General features: G+C 33.3%; 21 protein-coding genes and 1 tRNA gene. 8 read left to right on the forward strand and 14 right to left on the reverse strand.

Annotated elements, in window-relative coordinates; translation table 11 throughout:
* Nucleotides 1–25: 25 nt before the first annotated feature.
* Nucleotides 26–1,267 (reverse strand): bifunctional diaminohydroxyphosphoribosylaminopyrimidine deaminase/5-amino-6-(5-phosphoribosylamino)uracil reductase RibD, encoded by a 1,242-nt coding sequence (gene ribD / locus ABWU33_RS00080; RefSeq protein WP_250120183.1) that lies wholly within the window; start codon nucleotides 1,265–1,267, stop codon nucleotides 26–28.
* On the reverse strand, nucleotides 1,267–2,448 hold the full coding sequence (locus ABWU33_RS00085; RefSeq protein ID WP_211907561.1) for a deoxyguanosinetriphosphate triphosphohydrolase: 1,182 nt from the start codon (nucleotides 2,446–2,448) through the stop codon (nucleotides 1,267–1,269). The genes ribD and ABWU33_RS00085 overlap by 1 nt, the downstream gene beginning before the upstream one ends.
* 47 nt (nucleotides 2,449–2,495) lie before the next feature.
* Between ABWU33_RS00085 and ABWU33_RS00090 the strand changes: the two genes are divergently transcribed.
* Together ABWU33_RS00090 and ABWU33_RS00095 are read left to right on the forward strand one after the other, a co-directional pair.
* A complete protein-coding gene (locus tag ABWU33_RS00090) occupies nucleotides 2,496–2,942 on the forward strand; it encodes a HesB/IscA family protein (RefSeq protein WP_211907560.1) in 447 nt (148 codons plus the stop codon).
* A gap of 26 nt (nucleotides 2,943–2,968) precedes the next feature.
* Nucleotides 2,969–3,643 carry an ABC transporter ATP-binding protein gene (locus ABWU33_RS00095; protein ID WP_010407030.1) on the forward strand — a complete coding sequence of 225 codons (675 nt, stop codon included), beginning with the start codon at nucleotides 2,969–2,971 and terminating at the stop codon, nucleotides 3,641–3,643.
* 29 nt (nucleotides 3,644–3,672) lie between these two features.
* Here ABWU33_RS00095 and ABWU33_RS00100 read toward each other — a convergent pair whose 3' ends face one another.
* Nucleotides 3,673–3,897, reverse strand: a complete 225-nt coding sequence (locus ABWU33_RS00100; RefSeq protein WP_006014264.1) for a hypothetical protein — start codon at nucleotides 3,895–3,897, stop codon at nucleotides 3,673–3,675.
* Nucleotides 3,890–4,588: an alpha/beta hydrolase gene (locus ABWU33_RS00105; protein WP_211907559.1), complete on the reverse strand. Its 699-nt coding sequence runs from the start codon at nucleotides 4,586–4,588 to the stop codon at nucleotides 3,890–3,892. Before ABWU33_RS00105 ends, ABWU33_RS00100 begins: the two co-directional genes overlap by 8 nt.
* A gap of 134 nt (nucleotides 4,589–4,722) precedes the next feature.
* Between ABWU33_RS00105 and ABWU33_RS00110 the strand changes: the two genes are divergently transcribed.
* From ABWU33_RS00110 to ABWU33_RS00120, 3 genes are all read left to right on the forward strand, one after another.
* A complete protein-coding gene (locus ABWU33_RS00110; protein ID WP_250120184.1) occupies nucleotides 4,723–5,910 on the forward strand; it encodes a cysteine desulfurase family protein in 1,188 nt (395 codons plus the stop codon).
* Between the two features lie 201 nt (nucleotides 5,911–6,111).
* Complete coding sequence (locus ABWU33_RS00115) at nucleotides 6,112–6,834, forward strand: Bax inhibitor-1/YccA family protein (RefSeq protein WP_007302228.1); 723 nt, start codon at nucleotides 6,112–6,114, stop codon at nucleotides 6,832–6,834.
* Complete coding sequence (locus tag ABWU33_RS00120) at nucleotides 6,835–7,371, forward strand: cytochrome c oxidase assembly protein (protein ID WP_211907556.1); 537 nt, start codon at nucleotides 6,835–6,837, stop codon at nucleotides 7,369–7,371.
* 46 nt (nucleotides 7,372–7,417) lie between these two features.
* Here the strand turns inward: ABWU33_RS00120 and ABWU33_RS00125 are convergent, their stop codons facing one another.
* Entirely contained in the window at nucleotides 7,418–8,182 is a 765-nt protein-coding gene (locus ABWU33_RS00125) for an ankyrin repeat domain-containing protein (protein ID WP_250126905.1), read from the reverse strand.
* Between the two features lie 56 nt (nucleotides 8,183–8,238).
* Between ABWU33_RS00125 and ABWU33_RS00130 the strand changes: the two genes are divergently transcribed.
* Complete coding sequence (locus ABWU33_RS00130) at nucleotides 8,239–9,216, forward strand: quinone oxidoreductase family protein (RefSeq protein WP_211907555.1); 978 nt, start codon at nucleotides 8,239–8,241, stop codon at nucleotides 9,214–9,216.
* Between the two features lie 599 nt (nucleotides 9,217–9,815).
* Nucleotides 9,816–10,421 carry a hypothetical protein gene (locus tag ABWU33_RS00135; RefSeq protein ID WP_353280766.1) on the forward strand — a complete coding sequence of 202 codons (606 nt, stop codon included), beginning with the start codon at nucleotides 9,816–9,818 and terminating at the stop codon, nucleotides 10,419–10,421.
* A gap of 64 nt (nucleotides 10,422–10,485) precedes the next feature.
* On the opposite strand, the gene dapA is transcribed toward ABWU33_RS00135, so the two are convergent.
* The 9 genes from dapA to elbB form a co-directional block, all read right to left on the reverse strand.
* Nucleotides 10,486–11,388, reverse strand: coding sequence for a 4-hydroxy-tetrahydrodipicolinate synthase (gene dapA, locus ABWU33_RS00140; RefSeq protein WP_211907553.1), 903 nt, complete (start codon nucleotides 11,386–11,388; stop codon nucleotides 10,486–10,488).
* A gap of 9 nt (nucleotides 11,389–11,397) precedes the next feature.
* Nucleotides 11,398–11,880: a single-stranded DNA-binding protein gene (ssb, locus tag ABWU33_RS00145; RefSeq protein ID WP_211907552.1), complete on the reverse strand. Its 483-nt coding sequence runs from the start codon at nucleotides 11,878–11,880 to the stop codon at nucleotides 11,398–11,400.
* A gap of 68 nt (nucleotides 11,881–11,948) precedes the next feature.
* Nucleotides 11,949–12,022: transfer RNA gene (locus tag ABWU33_RS00150), tRNA-Arg, on the reverse strand.
* A 12-nt stretch (nucleotides 12,023–12,034) separates the two neighbouring features.
* A complete protein-coding gene (locus ABWU33_RS00155) occupies nucleotides 12,035–12,832 on the reverse strand; it encodes a hypothetical protein (RefSeq protein WP_211907551.1) in 798 nt (265 codons plus the stop codon).
* Entirely contained in the window at nucleotides 12,829–13,437 is a 609-nt protein-coding gene (locus ABWU33_RS00160; RefSeq protein ID WP_211907550.1) for a hypothetical protein, read from the reverse strand. The genes ABWU33_RS00155 and ABWU33_RS00160 overlap by 4 nt, the downstream gene beginning before the upstream one ends.
* Before the next feature lie 4 nt (nucleotides 13,438–13,441).
* A complete protein-coding gene (locus tag ABWU33_RS00165) occupies nucleotides 13,442–14,902 on the reverse strand; it encodes a hypothetical protein (RefSeq protein WP_353280769.1) in 1,461 nt (486 codons plus the stop codon).
* A gap of 249 nt (nucleotides 14,903–15,151) precedes the next feature.
* The gene (ispH, locus tag ABWU33_RS00170; protein ID WP_211907549.1) at nucleotides 15,152–16,078 is read right to left on the reverse strand and encodes a 4-hydroxy-3-methylbut-2-enyl diphosphate reductase; all 927 of its coding nucleotides are present in this window, start codon (nucleotides 16,076–16,078) and stop codon (nucleotides 15,152–15,154) included.
* Nucleotides 16,079–16,144: 66 nt separating this feature from the next.
* Nucleotides 16,145–16,453: a hypothetical protein gene (locus ABWU33_RS00175; RefSeq protein ID WP_211907548.1), complete on the reverse strand. Its 309-nt coding sequence runs from the start codon at nucleotides 16,451–16,453 to the stop codon at nucleotides 16,145–16,147.
* Nucleotides 16,454–16,590: 137 nt separating this feature from the next.
* On the reverse strand, nucleotides 16,591–17,289 hold the full coding sequence (gene elbB, locus ABWU33_RS00180) for an isoprenoid biosynthesis glyoxalase ElbB (RefSeq protein WP_211908742.1): 699 nt from the start codon (nucleotides 17,287–17,289) through the stop codon (nucleotides 16,591–16,593).
* Nucleotides 17,290–17,423: 134 nt separating this feature from the next.
* Here elbB and ABWU33_RS00185 point away from each other — a divergent pair, with 134 nt between their 5' ends.
* Nucleotides 17,424–17,867: a hypothetical protein gene (locus tag ABWU33_RS00185; RefSeq protein WP_246433105.1), complete on the forward strand. Its 444-nt coding sequence runs from the start codon at nucleotides 17,424–17,426 to the stop codon at nucleotides 17,865–17,867.
* Nucleotides 17,868–17,981 lie beyond the last annotated feature (114 nt).

Consider the following 17,981-nt stretch of genomic DNA (forward strand, 5'->3'; position numbering starts at 1 on the left):
TGCCTCTTTTTTCATTTGAGAAGAGTTACGGTAATCTATCCCACACCTCAACTACATCCTCACTAAACTCTATTATCTCTACTTTTTTGAATTTATGGCAGTTATTGATGGATTCAATCTCTAAATTCCCTACAAAAGGAGTGGCATCATTACCTAAAATTTTACCACTGCGGCAGATTATCAACCTGTCGATTAAACTATGCTTCAGTAGCTCTGTGATTAACACTCCTCCACCTTCAACTAATAACCTTGTTATGCCAATTTCTGAAACAAGTTTTGATGCCATGTCTTTTAGGCAGACTTTATCGATAATGTCAGGCTCCGATGTCATTCCAGCGCGTGACCAGTTTTCATTATGCAATTGCTTGAAGTTTTCTGGATCCCAGTGTCTGGGCACTGGGATTACAGGAGAAGGCATTGGAATGACAGGAGAGTGTGTTGGGGTAACATCTGGAATAACAGGAGGTTTGTGATTTGAATTGACTATCAAATAATTAATGTTTTTTATTTTTCTCTCTATTTCTCTGTTTGTAATCACCCAAGTTGTTATTTTGTCTGCAGTCTTTGCAATGTTATGCTCTTCCTGCAATTTCCCTTGGCTATCGATAATTAGCCTTATTGGCGACCTGTCTTCGAGTCCTGGTAATCTGCAAGTTAAGAGAGGATCGTCATTGATAAGGGTACTACTGCCAATCATAATTGCATCATATTTTGCTCTGAGCTCATGTACCCAATTTCTCGTATCTTCACTTGTTATCCATTTGCTATCACCTGTAAACGTTGCGATTTTTCCATCGAGAGTTGTTGCGATTTTGCAAGCTATAAATGGTCTATGGAGTTTCTTAGTGGTAAAAAAGCCAACATTTAGTTTCTCTGCTTCTTTCTGCATAATCCCTTGTTTTACTTCAATTCCTGCATCTGCTAAAGCTTTTATCCCTCTACCTGAAACCCTACTATCTGGATCAATTGTTGCAATCACCACCATTTTTATTCCAGATCTTATGATTTCCGTAGTGCAAGGTTCTGTAACTCCAAAGTGGCAGCATGGTTCAAGAGTGACGTACATAGTTGCACCATGAGTTAAATCTTTAGCATTTTGCAAAGCAACTACTTCTGCATGTGGACGTCCACCGATTCCTGTGTAGCCTTCACCGATCACCATACCGTTTTTTACAATGATACATCCAACAGCGGGATTTGGTGCAACACTTCCAAGACTTTTTTCTGCAAGTTTTAATGCGATCGACATGAAATAATCATCAGTCATTAGAAAGAAGTCATTTCGTATGAGGTATCAAAAATTCTTCTGTGCTCGTGTATGGCAAATCTATCTGTCATACCTGAGATATAATCACATATTATTACTGAACGCTGAGATTCACAAGCAAGTTTGTTCCACTCTATAGGTAATAACCCTGGGTTTTCATAAAAGCATTGAAAAAGCTCCTGTACTATACGTTTTGCTTTGTTCATTGTTCTGGTCAGTTTATAACTTCTGTATATTTTTTCCATGTTGAATTTTTTCATCTCTTTTGTGGCATTTGCAACTTCTGGTGAAAATGTGACTAGCATATTATTTAAGCTCCTTACATCTTCTACGCTTTTTATTTTGTAGTCTTTAATATTTCTTTCAGTCTGAAAAACGACATCATTTATCATAATTCCTATAGTTCTACTCAGTGATTCATGTATGAGTTTGCTTTGAGCCAATTCTGAATATTCGCTTTTTACTTTTTTGAACATTTTGCCAATTAAAGGAACATCGAGCAAATCTTCGGTTATTACTAAATTTGCCCTGAGTGCATCATCAAGATCATGCACACTGTAAGCGATGTCATCCGCAATTGAAGCAACTTGTGCTTCAATGCTTGAAAATTCCTCAAGTTTTAGATCATATTTTTCATTATATTTTAATAATAGCTGATTATTTGTAGAAGACTCTGCGTTTTGACCAAGCAAGGGACCGTTATGTTTTGCAACCCCTTCAATCACCTCCCAACTTAGATTCATACCATCAAAATCAGCATGTTTTTGTTCAAGATAAGTTAAAATCCTTATAGCTTGAACATTATGATCAAACTCATACTTCTCCTTATCAACTTGAACTAGAGCATTCTCACCTGTGTGACCAAATGGAGGATGACCAAGGTCATGTGCAAGCGCTATGCATTCGGTGATGTCCTCATCTAATCTGAGCCTGCGTGCGATGGATCTTGCAATTTGTGCAACTTCAAGGCTATGAGTTAGCCGAGTACGATAGTAATCATGCTCATAATTGATAAAAACTTGTGTTTTGTATCCTAGTTTCCTAAACGCATTAGAGTGAATAATGCGGTCCCTATCACGCTGAAAACAGCTGCGATTTTTGTCTTCTGGCTCTTTGAAATTTCTTCCTTTTGTTTTATTTGGAAAGCACGCGTAACTTAATAGAAAATTATTGTTTGACATGTAAAATTTCTACTATAATAGGTTATCAATAATGAACGGTGGTTGTTATGTCAACAGATTACAATATTAGCTTAACTGACAATGCATTAAGGAAAATCCACTCCCTTGTAGAACAGGAAGGAGATGAGAGTTCTATTTTGCGGGTTGCAGTTTCAGGTGGTGGATGCTCTGGCTTCAAGTATAATTTTCTTATGGATCAAATAAATAAGAAGATGTCTTTGGATGACGATTTTGACGATGATGAAGACGAAGATTTTGACGATGACGAAGATAGCGAGGATTATAGAAGCCACTCCAGTTTTAGTGAAAAAGGTAAAGATATAGTAATTAATGATGAGAATGGAAACCCTGTATTAATGGTTGATAATTGTTCAGCGAAATTTTTAAATAACTCAACTATAGATTATACTGAAGATCTAGGTGGTTCTGGTTTTCAAATCAAGAATGCTCTCGCTAAGTCTCGATGTGGGTGTGGTAACAGTTTCTCGGTCTAATTCTCCCTCCTGGATCTTTTTATAATATGGGTGGTGGTGTAACACTAGAGCTAGCTTCTGTAAGTAAGAGCTTCAAAAAAAGTCCTGCTATTGTAGAAGATATCAATCTGAGCCTTACAAGAGGGCAAGTAGTTGCATTGATCGGCAGCTCAGGATCAGGAAAAACAACTATATTGCAAATTGCAGGCCTATTGGATAAGCCAACTTTAGGTGTAGTGACAATAGATGGAGTAAATTGTACGCAAGCCAGCAATAAATATAAAACTCATGTAAGAAGAAATTTTCTTAGCTTTGTTTATCAATTTCACTATTTATTACAAGAGTTATCAGTGTTGGAAAACGTTATGCTTCCTCAGCTTATTGCAAGAAGAAGCAAAGCTGAAGCAAAAAAAAAATCGCAAGCAATATTAGAAAAATTTGGTCTGGAAAATAAAGCAAGTAGTATGGTATCTGAAATTTCTGGTGGAGAAAGGCAGAGGGTTGCAATTGCAAGAAGCATTGTAAACTCTCCAAAGCTTTTACTTGCAGATGAGCCAACGGGAAATTTAGACCCAACAAATTCTTTGAATGTATTTTTGCTGTTACATTCATATGTAAAGGAAAATAACAGCTCTATGCTTATAGTAACACACAACTATATCCTTGCAGAAAAAGCAGATCACATTTTTCAGTTAAAAAACCGATCATTAGTAAAGCTGTAAATGGAAGAAACAGTACAATACAAAGCTACCTATAACTTGTACTTATTTAACCAATGGTCATTAACAGAGTGTAATTCGCATGAAATGCTTTCATTATTTTTTATACACGGACTCTTTAACTTACGCTGTTTACTTAGAAAGCATCCTGACAGCATAAACATTGCTAAAACGAGAAATAATAATTGCCTAAACATAACAAGACTTTTTTTATTTATATTAATACGTTCATTTCTCTCATTTGTAAAGTTAGGCATATTCTTTTACCCTTATCTCTTTTTTAACTTTTTTGGAGGAAGTGACTGCACTGTTTAAGCGTAGTTTTATATAATTATCTATAATTTGAGCTACTTCCTCTTCTTTATCCCTTAAAAAGTGGTTAGTATCTTCTACTATATGGTATTCCATATGGTTATTTTTTACCGAATTTATTAACCTTTGTGCTAATTCTGTTACATCGCTTTCTTCTGAAATTGTATCATTATTACTTTGTATTATAAGTCCAGGAACTGGGCAAGGAGAGAGAAAAGAGAAATCGTACTTAGTTGCTGGAAGAGAAAGGGCAACAAAACTTACTATCTCTGGACGGCGCATTGTCAATTGCATAGCTACCCATGCTCCAAAAGAAAAACCAACTATCCAAATTGGAACATTGTTAGAGTTATGCTCCTGAAGCCAATCAATAGCTACTGCAGCATCAGTTAATTCTCCTATACCCTTATCAAAAGTTCCGGTAGATTTTCCGACACCACGAAAATTAATTGTCAATGCAGAAAAGTTATTATCGATAAAAGATTCATATATAGTATGTATAATCTTACTATCCATACTACCACCATATTGAGGGTGATGATGTAAAATTAGCACAACTGGTGCATTGGTATCTTTGCTTTGATGGTATCTACCTTCTATCTTTTTTGTTGAGTTATTTAAAAAGACTTCTACCATGATAACTCCTAATAAAAACCTGTTTTGACAGGTGTTGATAATGTAAATTGTTTATTAATTATGTATTAATTTCCCTGTTTTTGCAATAAATTTTTATCGTGTTAAAGTTAACATACATAATTGGTTGATGGTAAGTGACAAATAAGCCTGTGAGTTTATTCTCTCTGGAAGACAGTAGTTGCGTGTATGCTGATTATAATGCAACTGCTCCAGTGAGTAAAAATGTAAAAAAAAGTATACTTGAGATTTTGTCGAAACAAACACTAAATCCATCATCGCTGCATAAAAGAGGACAAGAAGCGAGGAAGATTCTTAAAGAGGTAAGAGATAACGTACGTGATGCTCTTAGCATTCCAGATGATAAAGAAATAGTTTTTACGTCTGGTGCAACTGAAGCAAACAACCTCGTCATGAGAGGAATGAAAGGCTATCTGCATGTAATTTCAGCTATAGAGCATCCTTCAATTCTTAATTCTGCATGTAATCCACATATAATACCCGTTAATCAAGAGGGTATTATTGACTTTTTAGAGCTAGAGAAAATTCTAAGCGAACTTGAAGGGAATAAAGTAATAATTTCAGTGATGATGGCTAATAACGAAACTGGAGTTATCCAGCCTGTTAAGGAAATAGCTAAAATGGCACATAAATTCGGGGCAATCTGTCACACTGACGCTGCTCAAAGTGTTGGGAAAATCAAAGTAAATATGGAAGATTTAGGAGTGGATTTACTTACTTTATCTGCTCACAAATTTGGTGGTATAGCAGGTAGTGGAGTTTTAATATTTGACAAAAAGCTTGTAATAGAACCTACTATAATAGGTGGTGGGCAAGAAAAAGGATTGCGTGGTGGTACAGAAAACATTATTGCAATAGTAGGTCTTTCTGCTGCATTGCAAAACATTCCAGATCTTCTATCAAAGATGGATGAAGTAGAGAAGCTGCGTGATCAATTGGAGTATGGGTTATTAAGTCTTGTCAGTGATATCAAGATCTTTGGCAGAAATTCTAAAAGATTGCCAAATACAAGTTTCATTTATATGCCGAGAGTGAAGAATGATCTGCAGCTCATGTGCTTTGACTTAAATAATATTGCAGTCAGCAATGGTTCTGCATGTTCTTCTGGAAAAGTTGGGCCTTCTCATGTTTTGCTTGCAATGGGAGCAACAAAAGAGCAAGCAGAATGTTCAATTAGAATCAGTATAGGTCCGGAGGTTAAACCGCGAGACATAGAAAAAATAGTGGATTGTTGGTATAGTATCTATAAGAAGAATGCTTTAGTAAATGCAAAAACTACTTTCACCATTCCCCTTAAATCATGATAGAGGGAATGGTGAAAGTAATTTCTATTGCCAGAGGTTGTTATAATAGTTAAATGCTGCTGAAAACCGATTTGCTTATAGTTATGGAAGAAATTCTCTAATTGCATACCACACCATTCAATTGTAGTATGTCATTTTATACTTGATAAAAACGCTGTATTGTATTATAATATATCATCAAGAGATAATAAGGAGTTACATATGTCTTATATGAAAAACGAACAGGATATTCGCTCTCAGGGCGTTTATTATAGTGCTGGACTCAGGAGTTACCTAACTAAAGTATACAATTATATGGCTTTAGCTTTAGGTGTTACAGGGCTTGTTGCGTTTTTAACAGTGTTTTCTGGTCTTTTCCAGGTGATTTATTCCAATCCTGTTCTATCGCTTGTGGTAATGCTATCTCCAGTTGCATTGGTGTTTTATATGTCTTTTAGGCTTCAACACCTAAGTGCTCAGTCAACACTTACTGTATTTTTTCTATTCTCAGTTTTAATGGGAATTTCTTTATCTCATATTTTTATAATTTATACTGCAGAAAATATAGCGAGAGCATTTTTCATTACATCGATCATGTTTGGTTCTATGGCTTTATATGGTAATACTACAAAAAAAGATCTTACCAGCATGGGTTCTTTTTTGATTATGGGAATCTGGGGGTTAATCATTGCATCTATAGTTAATCTGTTTCTTGGAAGCAGTCCTCTCTATTTTGCAATATCGTTTGTATCAGTGATAGTGTTTACTTTAATGACTGCATACGATGCTCAGAGAATCAAAGATGTTTATTATAGATATAATGATGGCTCAGAAGTTGCAACTACTAAGCTGGCAATACTTGGTGCAACTAATCTTTACTTTGACTTCATTAATATATTCCTCAATTTACTCAGGTTACTTAATTTATTCAACAATAAGGATTAGATGATTTCCTTTTTAAGGGGAAATAATGAAAATTCTATAGTTTTTTTCCTAGTATCTTTAGTGGTATTGATGCTGTGTCTTGCATATGCTTCAGTGCCATTGTATAGTATCTTTTGCAAAGCTACTGGATATGGTGGCACAACGAGAAAAGCAACTAATACGACAATAAATGCAACTGACCAAAAAATCAGGGTTTACTTCAATGCTGATGTAATGTCCGGTCTGCCTTGGGAATTTAAATCAGAAACTAACTACATTGATACGAATATAGGGCAAAAAAGTTTAGTGTTTTATTATGCAGAAAATTTATCTGACCAGCCTTCACTTGGAATGGCAGTGTATAATGTCACACCTTTTAAAGCAGGTAAGTATTTCAATAAAGTTGCATGCTTCTGCTTTGAAGAACAAATTTTGCAGCCAAAACAAAAAACAGCTATGCCAGTATCCTTTTACATAGACCCTGAAATAATTCGTGACAATAGTACAAAAGATTTAAGTGAAATAACACTATCATATACGTTTTTTAAGCTTAAATAACAAACCTTTGCCTATTGTTGATTTAAATAATAGTTATGTAACAGATCTATTTAATTGGGCAGAAGCACTTATTTGTTTTTTGCACACTAAGTACTTGTATTGCGGTTTTTGGTATTGCGAATTCCCATTCTTCACTATTTGCTTTACAGGCATTCCAGTACTCAGTTAACTCTTTATTACTTTTTATAGAGTCTGGCATTTTACTGTGAGGTTTTTTTTCTAATGTATGCTCAATTAGAATTTTACAGCAATCCTTGGATTTCGTTGACTTATCTCTACCATATAATTTAGCAACATAGTCTAAAGCGGTATTTCCACCATAGTTTTCATTTGGGTTATCATTTACTTCCGCTTTTATGAGAGCATTTAATATATCCGGAGAATGGGTTAAAACACAGGTATGTAAATATCCTTTTTCGTTTTGCACATTAGCTCCTGCTTTTATTAAAACTTGCGCTAGATTTGTTAAAGTGTACGGTTTATAGTTAATGGCGATGGAAAAAAGACTATCTATTGGAAAGTGATCATAATCTTTCAAGTCAAATCTGTGATTAATATCAAATCCTTTTTTTTCCCAAGAAGTATATAAATATTTACAATAATCTCTTTTTTTATCTGATTTTTGTATTCTATATTCTAACCTTTCTTTTATTTTTTTTATTACATTGTTAACATCCAAATCATTATCTTCATCCACTTTGCACAACACATTGAATAAAACACCATAAAGCCAAATTTCTCTGTTCATGATAATTTGTGCCTCAAAACTATTAACAATACGCTTATGTAGTGTATAAACTCTAAATAACATTTTGCAAAATATTAATTGCTAGATAACATAATTAAAGTTTTTGTCTTACATTTATCATGGTTAGAGCTATACAAATTAAAAAAACTGGGAGGCCAGAAGTATTAGAATTTGTAGATAAGAGCATAGGTGAGCCAAAAGATGAGGAAGTCTTAATACGTCATACAACTATCGGCTTAAATCGTTATGATTTAGAACATAGAAAAGGTATACGCAAAATTAAAGATTTGCCATCAGTACTTGGAGTAGAGGCAGTAGGAGTTGTTGAAAAGCTTGGTAAAAAAATTAGTGATGGATTTAAGGTTGGAGATAGAGTTGGATATTGCACAGCTCTTCCAGGGGCATATTGTGAAAAGCGCATTGTACACCAGAAATATTTGATAAAAATTCCGAATGATATACCTGATGAAGTTGCTGCTGCAGTATTGTTTAAAGGTATGACAGCTCACTATTTAGTTAATCAATCTTATAAAATCAGGCCTGGTGCTTTTGTACTAGTTCATGGAGCTAATGGTGGTTTGGGGCAAATAATATGCCAATGGGCAAAGGATAAAAAAGGTATAGTGATAGGTTCTATAAGCTCTGACGAAAAAATGAAGATAGCTTTACAAAATGGCTGCACATACGCAATAAACTACAATGATAAAGATTTCGTTTCTAAAATCATGGAGATTACGAAAAATAGAGGAGTAGGTGCAGTGTATGACCCTATAGGTTACGCTACAAGCAAGCTCTCTTTTGAATCTTTGGGTAAGTTTGGCATATATGTTTCCTATGGGCAGATATCAGGTAATACTCCTATTAATTTCTCTTTACTTAGTTCGCGTTCGTTATTTGCAGCTGGAACTTCGATATATCATTACAAGCATAATAGACTTACGTTAGTGCTTACTGCAATGGAAATTTTTGAAATGATAAGAAAAAAACTTTTAATTGTACGAATTAATAAAAAATATAAATTTGATGAAATAATAGAGGCTCATCGTGACATGGAAAATAGAAAAGTAAGTGGGCTAAATATTATCAAAGTTTCTTAAATAACTTAGTAACCTAAAATAATTATTCATTAAGTCATATCAACAAGAATTTCACATGGTTAATTTTCTTTTTGGGAGAGTTAAAAGCATACAGCTGTAGCTAAACTGACTGAGATTTACCAACAAGTTTGGAAAACTTGTCATTCTGCTACTCGTTAGTGGCGTGGTAATGCAATGTTTTATCTATAGATATTATGTTCACAGTAGTTTCAAAAGAAGCTGAGTAAATAAGTTATATTTCAAATTAGATTTGATGTCACATCTAACATTTAAGTATTATAACTTCAATAGTATATGGAGCTGTTATTCTCCTTTTAAATAACTACTTTTCTCTATTTTACAATAATTTTAGGGTTAAGGTTATAGTACTTAGAAAGTTTACATTACCCTATGAATTGTTTCTGTTGCTATGACACATCCAGTAATCATAAATTCTCCTTTAATGGCATTTTGTTCTCATATTTTATATACCATTACACTCTGGGACCATACATATAGGCTAAAGTGTGCTGAAAGTCAATTAAAATTCCTTAATAAGTTGACTATATAAGTTAAAAATGCTAGTATTATATTATTAATTTTAAGTAAGAGTACATACTATGAGCTATACAAGAGAACAGTTAAAAGAGGCAAGGCAAGCAAAAAGTAGCCTAGAAAAGAAATTTGAATCAAAACTAGAACTAGCAATAGCAATAGCACTAGCAATAGCACTAGCACTAGGAGTGGCAGCTGTTACTGGGGCTCTTGCAGGTTTAGCTCTAAGTTATGTTAACTTGCCACCTCTCATTGCAGGTGGAATCATTGGTTCTGCAATGTTATTAGTATGCTGTGTAATCAGTGCTTGTTCTTTCTCAAAAACTACAAATCTCAACGATATACCAGAAAGCATGTCCGAAGAAAATAAACAAATTTTGAGAGAATATAGCAACAGTGCTGAATATAAAATTAAAAATTATGCACATACTATCAGTAGTATTGGTGTTTTTTTTGGAGTTGGAGCAGGGTTAGTTGCTCTTGGTGTCACATCACCAGCAGCTATAGGTGCTTTAACTTTTGTAGTGAATATGATTCCTTGTATTTCTTTAAATTTCTTAATTGATAAAGCAATTGAGTGCTTTTTTCCAGAAGGAAATAGACAGCCAAGCAGCTCAGTTGATAGCGATGTGAAAATTGTTGATGGGGATACGTGCAGGAGAGTATTTTAAGAAACGATAGATAGAAGTTTTTGAAGAGGATTTAGCACATTTTTTCATGTTAAGCATAATTGAATTATCCGCTCAAGTCCTCATCCTGAATAGTTAGTTGATTTTCCCACCCAAGAATCATTTTATTAGCTTGCCTTAATGTTTCAACGGAAGGCAAGTCTTCTGTGCTCAGTGGTAGACGAACAGTTTTGTGTTCTATGAGCCCAATATCATGCAGGAGTGCTTTAGTAGGTATTGGATTACTGGCAGTAAATAGAGCTTTGCAAGCTTGTTGCCAACTGTCTGCTTGAGGGTTCTTGCCACTCATGCATTGCTTAACATATTTATGTACTACACTTGGCCAAACATTGGCAGCAACAGAAACCAGACCAGCCGCACCCTTAGCAGCCATATCGGGTATCATATTATCATCTCCACAAAACACCTTAATATTTGGTGCAACTTTTTTATACTCAATTAAAGTGTAAACAGTTCCACTTGAATTTTTGATAGCCCAAAATTTTTCGTGGCTGGATAAGTTGCGTACAGTTTCAGCGTGAAGACTCACTCCTGCTCTTGATGGAATATTGTAAAGCATGGCTGGCACATGTGCTTTTTCAAGCAGCTTTTCAAACCATAAAGTTTGCCCCATGATTCCAGGCTTTGCATAAATGGGAGTTGTCATTAGATAGCCATGAATAGGCATATCCTTGCAAAAATCAAGCCATTCAAGAGTCTGATATAGATTCACTCCTGGTACACCAATTATAATTTTCGTATTTAATTTTAGCTCACATACAAATTCAACTAAGGTGCGCTTTTCAGAATCAGTAAGTGATAAGCTTTCACCTGTGCTACCGAGCAACACTACACCATTTTTAGCTTGAGCCTGCATTGCAAGCAAGCACTGCAAACTTTGGTAATCTACGCTATCTCCATTAGAATTAAAAGGAGTAACACAAGCAGTCCATAAAAATGTAGGTTTCAATTGAAGTTATTAAAATGGTATTTCATCATCGATTAGTTCATCTTTTATATCGTTGTCAAAACTTCCGTGTTTATCTTTTTGTTCTGTTTCATTTTGTTTGTATTCACTTGGCTTGTAATCAGAGCTTGACATACTGTTTCGTGAATCTAAAAGGGTAAGGGCACTATTAAAGTTGTATAGCACCACCTCTGTTGTGTACTTTTCAGTACCATTTTGGTCAGTCCATTTTCTAGTTCTCAGAGAGCCTTCAACGTACACTTTACTACCTTTCCGTGCAAAGTCTTTAACAATTTTTACTAGTCCTTCACTAAAAATTACAATATTATGCCATTCTGTCTTTTCAGAGCGAGTACCAGAAAATTTGTCAGTCCAACTTTCAGACGTGGCTATTGAAAAACTTGCCATCTCTTTTCCATTTTGTGTAGTCCTAATTTCAGGATCTTTTCCTAAATTACCAACTAATATGACTTTATTTATAGTACCACTAGACATAATTATGCTTTAAAATAAACATCTTTATTATCTTATGTGAGAGTATTATTGTCAAATTTAATTAGAAACGCGCTTGGAGGGATTCGAACCCACGACCTTTGCCTCCGGAGGGCAACGCTCTATCCAATTGAGCTACAAGCGCAGATGTATTAGATTATTTAATAGATAAACTGTCTAAATCAAACTTTTGTTCTGGGTAAAGAGTAAACATAATACCTTCATGTCCAAAATTTACATTTTTAGAATTGCTTATCCTTTCTTTTGTTATCTTTTGGTTTACAGCCCATGAAAAAGTTACATAATTTTCAGTTACTGAGTGCACTTTTAAATCCTTAGTATTTATAAACAACTTTCCATTTACCCATATTTTCCATGTATCAGGGGAAAAGTATAAAATTGAATCTAAACTGACTACTTTACAATTGAAATTTTCTTCCTCTGTAACTCCTGAAGACTGTAAGTTAAACTTTTCCATCTCACTAACTATTCTATTAACCTGCTCTTCATCAAAGAAAATGCTTTTTATGCTACCATATTGCGATAAAGTACTCTCTGCTGCCTCTTTTATTATATCGTCTCGATCTATATAGCTTAGTTTATAATTGTTGATAAAAAAACACTCCTTCGCACGCAAATTTGCTATATCAATGAAATCATTTATTTCTTGATTTCCAACTTTTAAAATACTTTTTAAGTACTTCTTTTCTATAATCATTCCATTGTTGGAATGATGACAGACCATTTCATCATTGCCTTGTCTTTCTATATATACACATAAATTTTCACTATTTAACCCTAATATTTTATGCTCAATAAAATCTTCATCACTAATATGCTGTTGGCAAGAATATTTTTTACAAATCCCTATATTTTCTACAAGATCTTCACAATTGCAATATGCACTAACATTAAAAAATAGCAGCGTAAAAATAAAAAACAACTTTATATTCATCTACTTAATATGGTATACCAATCAAAAACTATACTAGCTCTCACTATCTCTATCATATTACCACTTAAAATCTGGTTTATAGCTGCAGAATCTATATTTCTCTGCTTATTCAAGGTAAGAGATCTGATCATAACATAACCAGGAAGATTTGGAATAGACTGTAGAAATAAAAAAATATGCTTATCGCTAATTGAGCTTAAACTTAGAACCACTTCACTTCTTATTACTTTTGTACGTTCACTTTTATTGTGGAGTTCAGCTTCTTCAGGTATAGAAATTGATATTTCAGGTTCTAACATGTAGTGTTTTTTATATAGCTTGTGAAGCTCAAAATTTAAATTTGTAACATATCTGCTACTATGTAAGTTTGAAGAAGAAATTCTTTTCCATAAATCTAGGTTTTTATTTAGAACGACTTCTTTCTTTTGAATTTCAATGATCTGTAAATTAATAGAGTGTATTTCCTCAGCTGCAGTTTGATTTTTATTATAAACCTTTTTGTTATAGAGAATAAAACACGTTGATAACCCTATTAATACAATAGATAACAATAAATAATATATGCACTGAATTGTAGCTTTTCTTTTTAGTTGAGAGATAGTCATCAATCTACATTGCCTCTCCTATTTCAACATCAATAGATAGATTTTTCTCTTTAGTAGTGGGTAAGCTAGAAATACTAATATCATGAGTACGGAAATTATCGTTTAAATTTTTCTGTAGTTTCTCGTATTGATAAGAAATGTCTTGACCAGATTGAAAATTAAACCTTAAAGTTGTGGTAATATAACTTTTTGCCTCATTATAATTCCACTCAAACGATTGAAGCTCTACACCTGGTACTTTTAACTTTTCTACATACTTAATTTGTGTAAGAGGAGAGTACTCTATTTTTGATAAAATATTATTTATATTAATAAAATCGTAAACTTCATCTATCTTTTTTACATTATAGCTTTGGCTAAGTTTTATTAGTTTGTTATTTAAAGCACTCCGCTTTGCAGATAAATTATCAGCAACATTAAAATTTGAATACAAATTTCGCAAACAAAAGGCGTTAATTACAACTAAAACCAAGAGTAGGTATAGAAAAATTTGAGGAGAATTTAAATAAAGATAATTAAATAGATAAAATTCTTTAGTTTCTTTTGTGTTAAAAATATTTATTGGCTTATTCTTAAAGCTATGGAACAAAATTGTAGTATCACAAAAGCTATCTTTTTTGCATATAGCTAATTCTGCTCCCAATAGTTTACCTAGCTCATATGGAGTCAATATGTTCACACTATTCTCTGAAAAATTTATAACTGATAAACTAGATTTAATAGCTTCTGATACTATGATGCAAAGGTCGATAGGGTCATTTTTTTCAAATCCAAACTTAGTTAAAGATTGAATTGTATTTTTCACTTCCTGATATATTTCACCAGCAATGATTCCTGGTAAATTATCATTAGTAAATGGTATTAAACGTGTAAATATCATTTTGTTCTCTTTAAGAACCACTTGTCTATAGCCACCTGTTTTAGTTGCAGCAACTATAATTTTCCAGTTACTAGGATCTTTGTGTAGAATCTTTTTTGCTATACTGACTAGTTCTATAGGAAACATTAATATTCCTTTAAAGTTAGAGCCTATTTCAACAAACACGTCCAACCAATATTCTATTAAATGATTTGCTTTTGATGAAACAAATAGATACCACCAGTTTTGATTAAATTTATTCGGCTTTTCGACCAAGAGAATAGAATTTATATCGTTATTATGAGCAAAATGCTCTACTTTTGTTTTTGCTGATAGATAAGCACTAATCCTATTTACTCTTGGGATAGACTGTAGCAAATAGTTCTGATCAGTGTGATTGAGAACCAGATATAAGGGTGCTTTTTTATCTGATGAGAGACATGAAATTAAGTCAGAAACAACTTTATTATTTTTGTCCTTAGCAAAATATCTTTTATTTAAAGTATCATTTTTAAAATATAGTAACATTGTGCCTTCTTTTCCTATAGAAAGCATAAACTTACTTTTGGGTTTTGACCCAAACATATTAACAAAGTGTATACTCATCTAGAATTAAAAAGGTAATTTATTGAAATTCATTAAACATTAGATGACAATATTACTTACATTATAAGTTTTTGATAAAATTAGTAGTAATATTAACCCTTTTGTATGATGAAGGTTTTTTATATTTGTGCTAGACACAACTTAACCTGACAAACGAGGATTAATTATATCTCAGCTTGATATTTTATTCTCCAACAGACTGAAAATTGAATTGAGCTAAAGACTTGATTTGACGCACTTTGTTGCACATTACCATTTAGTATACTTGAACTGAACATTTTCAGTGAATCCATCTGGCATGACTGAAACTTTTGTATTCATATTTATTTTTAAGTAATTTACTAGCTCATCAACTAATATATCAGGAGCAGAAGCACCTGCAGTAATTCCTATTTTTTCTGCGCCCTGCAACCAATTTTTGTTCATACATTTATAATTATCAATCAAATAGGCTCTTTTTCCTCTGGAAATACACAGGTCTAATAAACGGTTTGAATTTGAACTGTTTTTACTTCCTACAATCAACACTACGTCTGTAATTTTAGCCAATTTTTTAACAGCGTTCTGCCTATTTTGTGTTGCATAGCATATATCTTTTAAGTCGGGGCCTGTAATGCTTGGAAATCTGAGCTTCAGTGTAGCAATAATTTCTTTGGTATCGTCAATACTTAACGTGGTTTGTGTTACATAAGATAAATTATCTGGATCTTTGATTTGTAAATTGTATACGTCTTGCATAGTTTGCACTAGAGATATAGGATTACTTACTCTTCCTATAATTCCTTTAACTTCCGGATGATTTTCATGTCCAATTAGAATTAATTCTTTACCACTATCCTCATACCTTTTTGCCTCTTTATGTACTTTGCTAACTAATGGACATGTTGCATCAATCACTTGAACACCCTTTCTTTTTGCCTCATCCTCTATACTTTTCGACACTCCATGTGCGCTAAAGATCAATATTCCTCTATTGTCTTTAATGTCTTCTATGCTGCTTACAAAAACCACTCCTTGTTTCTTGAAGTCCTCTACTATATACTTATTATGAACGATTTCGTGTAGTACATAAACTTGGCGTTCATTTTTGTATTTCTCTAAAGTGATTGTTAATATGTCTACAGCTCTTTTAACCCCTGCACAGAAACCGCGTGGTTCAGCTAAGATAATCTCCATTTTTTTTCAAATCAAGTAAGTATGTAAACATTGCTAAAAAGTAAGCTCTGCTCACTATGTTTCATATCATGACTGCTTTACTATAATTTTAAATTTATCATTACCAAGATTCTTATTAATATACCAGGAACCGTCATCTTTAATTACAAATTCAGGACCCTTGAGGTCTCTTGTTATTGTCCTTCCATCTTGGTCATCCATGGCAATATGGATATCGAATGTAACGATGTCTAGATTTATTATAGCTTTTTTCCCACTGTATGAATTTAGACTAAACTTGCCCAACATGACATCATTAATACTCACTTCTCCTGCATAAGTATCACACTGACCATCTACACAACACTCACTTTCAATATAAAAAAGGTCTGACATATTTATATCTATAAAAAAAAGAACTAAACTTGCATACTAAATATAGCTTATCGTTAATAAGCAATTACAGATTACTTTGGCTACAACAATAATGCAACTGGAAGTATAACATAATTAATTGTATAAGAAACTACACTTTAGAGAAATGGTTGTTTGGTTTTTTTATTAATTTTTTTCACCATACTGTCAATCATGTGTTTTATTCCTTGATATACAGAGTGTGTACTTTCGTCACTACGCATATAAGCAGAGCAGGAAAATATATTATGCTTTTCGTCTTCTATTGATAGCTTTGTATCGCATGTTATATGTTCGCCGCCGAGCTTTTCTATCAACTGGTCTTTGTCGTCTCCTATAGTTACCTTAATCTTACTTTCTTCTTTACCTATCTTGCTACTTAAAATTAAAACAATAATGGCTGGAGATATACATATAGTTCCTATTGGCTTTTTTGCAACAAAGAACTCTGAGACTAATCTTTCAAACTCAGGCATTACTGTTTTATTTTCAGCTAAGTCAGATAAATTTTTCGCAACTCCATATCCACCAGGTACGACTAGCATGTCAAAATTTTCAGCTTTAGCTTCTCTTAAATCATTTATCTCACCTCTTGCAATTCTTGCTGATTCTACAAGTACATTCCTTTTTTCTTTTACTGCTTCTTTTGTTTTGTGATTCATAACTTGTGTGATATCAACATCAGGAGCAAAGCACGTGACTTCAACTTCCTGCTGATCAAACACAAGCAGAGTTAAGACTGCTTCTCTCACTTCTGTGCCGTCGAGGTGGCCGCATCCTGATAAAACCACAGCGGCTCTTAATTTTTTCTCACCCATAAAATACCTTGATTTCATATAATCTAGGTATTGTAATACAAATTCCATATTTGGAAAGGAGTAATTATTTTATGTCAATTATAATATAATTAGTATATATAATTAGGCATATTTATAATTGATGGGAATTGAATATGCTACAAAGTGGTACAGCAAATCCAACCAATTCGGATGAGTTAATTGAAAATGTAGTAAAATATATTAGTGGAAAAAAAGATTTGTTACAAGAATTGCAAGTTCTGTTAAGACTACGTAGCTTTGAAAGAAAAAGTGAAATTTTTGACGAATCAGATATCGATAGTATGTCTAAATTTCTGATAGAAAATAAAGATATTTTGGGGAGTGTAATAGGTCTTATATTGGAGAATTTTGAGAAAAACAAAGTTGAATCAAAAGAATTTTTGGAACAAGGAAATAAAGTAAAAGGCATGAAGAAAGAGCTTGAAACTTTAGGCAATCAACTGTTAGCTCAAGGATTGATAAGTGGAGCAGCATTTACAACATTGACAGGTGCACTAGCAGGTACATTGGCAATAGGAGGAGTGGCTGGTGCATTAATAATTGGAGGAGCAGCATAGTAGGATTTGTTGCTATAGTTGCTATTGGTTATGCTATATATCAGAATAGAAGTGAGATAAAAGAAAGCGTAGGTAAGGGTACCAGTAAAGCAGTCCAGGGTATAGTTGAATCGG

The sequence above is a fragment of the Wolbachia endosymbiont (group B) of Cyclophora punctaria genome, assembly GCF_964028235.1.
Lineage (GTDB): Bacteria > Pseudomonadota > Alphaproteobacteria > Rickettsiales > Anaplasmataceae > Wolbachia.